General features: G+C 54.3%; 4 protein-coding genes and 3 tRNA genes. All 7 read left to right on the top strand.

Annotated elements, in window-relative coordinates; translation table 11 throughout:
* Nucleotides 1–148: 148 nt before the first annotated feature.
* Entirely contained in the window at nt 149–1105 is a 957-nt protein-coding gene (gene birA / locus DM374_RS32250) for a bifunctional biotin--[acetyl-CoA-carboxylase] ligase/biotin operon repressor BirA (RefSeq protein ID WP_110973504.1), read from the top strand.
* Entirely contained in the window at nt 1095–1838 is a 744-nt protein-coding gene (locus DM374_RS32245; RefSeq protein ID WP_110973503.1) for a pantothenate kinase, read from the top strand. Before birA ends, DM374_RS32245 begins: the two co-directional genes overlap by 11 nt.
* 7 nt (nt 1839–1845) lie before the next feature.
* Nucleotides 1846–2262 (top strand): hypothetical protein, encoded by a 417-nt coding sequence (locus DM374_RS32240; protein ID WP_110973502.1) that lies wholly within the window; start codon nt 1846–1848, stop codon nt 2260–2262.
* Between the two features lie 144 nt (nt 2263–2406).
* Nucleotides 2407–2491 (top strand) — tRNA-Tyr (locus DM374_RS32235).
* 23 nt (nt 2492–2514) lie between these two features.
* A tRNA-Gly gene (locus tag DM374_RS32230) sits at nt 2515–2588 on the top strand.
* Between the two features lie 28 nt (nt 2589–2616).
* Nucleotides 2617–2692: transfer RNA gene (locus DM374_RS32225), tRNA-Thr, on the top strand.
* Between the two features lie 84 nt (nt 2693–2776).
* Nucleotides 2777–3016: GTP-binding protein (locus DM374_RS32220; protein ID WP_263854313.1), on the top strand; the 240-nt coding region annotated here is incomplete at its 3' end.

Below are 3016 nucleotides of genomic sequence, written 5' to 3'. Positions count from 1 at the left end.
CGGTTTTTATCCTCGGAACTGCTATTTGTCCTATTCCGGGCACACATCTACTTTGCCTCTTCTTCACGCCATTCAGTGCTCTTCTGTTTTCTATGCAATCTCCTTGTGCATGGCTATCATGCCTGCCTCATTGTGAGTCGAGATTGGCATGCTGAAGTTGTTAAAACTCCTGAAAGATGGTCGATTTCATTCGGGCGAAGCCTTGGGGGCGGCGTTAGGGGTGAGTCGGAGCGCTGTGTGGAAACAGTTGCAGCTCTTGGAGTCCGAGTTGAACCTGACGGTCTACAAAGTCCGGGGAAGGGGCTATCGGCTGTCGACACCTTTGTTGCTGCTCGATGCAGAAAGCATTGCTCAGGCGTCGGCCGGAATTAGCTGGCCGGTATTGATTCATGATGAAATCGACTCGACCAATGCGGAGGCATTGCGATTGATTGCTGCCGGGCAAGCCGCGCCTTTCCTGGTATTGGCAGAGCGGCAGAGCGCTGGCCGCGGGCGTCGCGGTCGTTCCTGGGTAAGCCCGTTTGCGGAAAACCTCTATTTCAGCCTGGTTTTGCGAATAGAGGGCGGTATGCGGCAGTTAGAAGGGCTGAGTCTGGTGGTGGGGCTCGCGGTCAGGCAGGCGTTGTTATCTATTGGTGTTGCCTCGGCTGGTTTGAAGTGGCCAAACGATGTACTGGTAGATGATCGTAAAATAGCCGGAATCCTTCTGGAGCTGGTGGGTGATCCTGCTGATGTATGTCATGTCGTGCTTGGCATCGGGATCAACGTCAACATGCGCGAGGCTGAAGTCGATCAGGCCTGGACGTCAGTCAATCTGGAGACGGGGCGGATGAGTGACCGAAACACCTTGGCTGCATTGCTTTGCGATAACCTCGAGCGCTATTTGGCCCGGCACCGCGAAAAGGGTTTTTCCAGCATGCGAGAGGAGTGGGAGGCGGCTCACCTGTGGCAGGGGCGGGCTGTGTCGCTGGTTGCTGGAGTGCACAGTATCGACGGGGTTGTGGTGGGTATTGATAACCAGGGGGCTTTGCGCCTTCAGGTTGCTGGTGTGGAAAAGAGCTTTAGTGGTGGTGAACTCAGCTTGAGGTTGCGCGATGATTCTTGAGCTTGATTGTGGGAACAGCTTTATCAAGTGGCGCATTATCCAGGGGAGCGGTGCGGTTCTTCTTGGTGGCGTGGTTGACTCGGACGAGGCCTTGCTCCTCGCCGTTCGCGAGGCAGGGCTGGCTCCAGAGCATTGCCGTCTGGTGAGTGTGCGTAGTGAAGAGGAGACGTCGCTCCTGGTGTCGGCTCTGGTCGCGGCATACGGGTTGACGGTCAAGAAGGCTGTTCCAGCGAAGAATCTGGCTGGTGTTCGGAACGGCTATGTGGATTATGAGCGTCTGGGGCTTGACCGCTGGCTCGCACTGTTGGGTGGCTATCATCTCGCCAAGACAGCCAGTGTAGTCATTGACCTCGGGACGGCTGTCACCTCGGACTTTGTCACAGCTGCAGGTGAGCATCTCGGTGGATTCATTTGTCCGGGCATGCCTTTGATGCGAAATCAGCTACGCACGCATACTCGTAGAATTCGCTACGACGGCGCCTCGGCCGAGCAGGCGTTGGAGTGTCTTGAGCCGGGCCGTTCTACAGTAGAGGCGGTCGAGCGTGGTTGTACCTTGATGCTGCAGGGGTTTGTCCTGACGCAACTTCAGGAGGCGCATCGGCTTTGGGGGGATGACTTCGCGTTGTTCATAACGGGTGGTGATGCGGCACTGGTGCACCAGGTAGCACCGATGGCTCGGATCGTGCCCGATCTGGTCTTTGTTGGGCTTGCCATTGCTTGTCCGTTGGACTGAGGTGCGTATGCGTTGGCTGTTTCTTTTATTCCTGGTTCTGAACGTCTTCTATTACATCTGGCACCAGCAGGAAGCGCCGCTTAGGGCGAAAGAGGTCGAATCGCTCTCCCTTTACAAGGGCAGCCAGCAGGATATCCGTCTCTTGAGCGAGGCTGAACAGCTCAAGTCGGAAAAGCAGTGCATGTATCTCGGGGGCCTGGAGACGCCGGAGGTGCTGGAGGTGCTGCGGCAGCGGCTGACTGCCCTGGATATCTCATCCCGCAAAGTGGTGGGGAGGATAATTGATAATCCGGGTTGGTGGCTTCAAGTTAGACCCGAGAGCCAGCGTTTGCTGGATGAAACCCTGGTTGCGACTCTTTCCCGCGATTTCAAAGACTTAAAGAGTAAAATAATGCAGTGCGAGGGTATTGCAACCGTCGAATAGTTTGCATAGAATGGCGCCCGCTTCACAGGGATAACCACTAAGTGGCTGATCTGCGAAGTGACTGTCAAATAGCTAACCTCAAGATTTTAAAGAGAAAAAGCTTGACAGTAGGTAGGCAAAGATAGAAAATGCCGACCAAGCTCAGGAGGGGTTCCCGAGCGGCCAAAGGGATCAGACTGTAAATCTGACGTCTACGACTTCGAAGGTTCGAATCCTTCCCCCTCCACCATTTTAGCGAGAGCCGCAAGCTCCGCGGGTATAGTTTAGTGGTAGAACCTCAGCCTTCCAAGCTGATGATGCGGGTTCGATTCCCGCTACCCGCTCCAGGTTTGCTGTTTTTGCAACATGTGTTTCGCTCTTGTAGCTCAGTTGGTAGAGCACACCCTTGGTAAGGGTGAGGTCAGCGGTTCAAATCCGCTCAAGAGCTCCATATAACAAGGCAGATATGAAAATATCTGCCTTTGTTTTAATGGTTGGTGTCACAGCTAAATTCTTCTGTTAGAGGATGGTGTCGATGGCTAAGGAAAAGTTTGAGCGTAATAAGCCGCACGTTAACGTTGGTACCATTGGTCACGTGGACCATGGCAAGACCACGTTGACTGCAGCGCTTACTCGTGTCTGCTCCGAGGTTTTCGGTTCGGCCAAGGTCGAGTTCGACAAGATTGACAGCGCTCCGGAAGAGAAGGCTCGTGGTATTACCATTAATACTGCGCACGTGGAATACGATTCGGCTGTGCGTCACTATGCTCACGTT

Origin of the sequence: Pseudomonas huaxiensis (assembly GCF_003231275.1) — a bacterium.
GTDB lineage: Bacteria > Pseudomonadota > Gammaproteobacteria > Pseudomonadales > Pseudomonadaceae > Aquipseudomonas > Aquipseudomonas huaxiensis.
This window is presented reverse-complemented; position numbering and strand designations above follow the sequence as displayed.

Coding starts and splice junctions, on each gene's coding strand:
- birA (WP_110973504.1), top strand. CDS start 149: ATGCTGAAGTTGTTAAAACTCCTGAAAGATGGTCGATTTCATTCGGGC.
- DM374_RS32245 (WP_110973503.1), top strand. CDS start 1,095: ATGATTCTTGAGCTTGATTGTGGGAACAGCTTTATCAAGTGGCGCATT.
- DM374_RS32240 (WP_110973502.1), top strand. CDS start 1,846: ATGCGTTGGCTGTTTCTTTTATTCCTGGTTCTGAACGTCTTCTATTAC.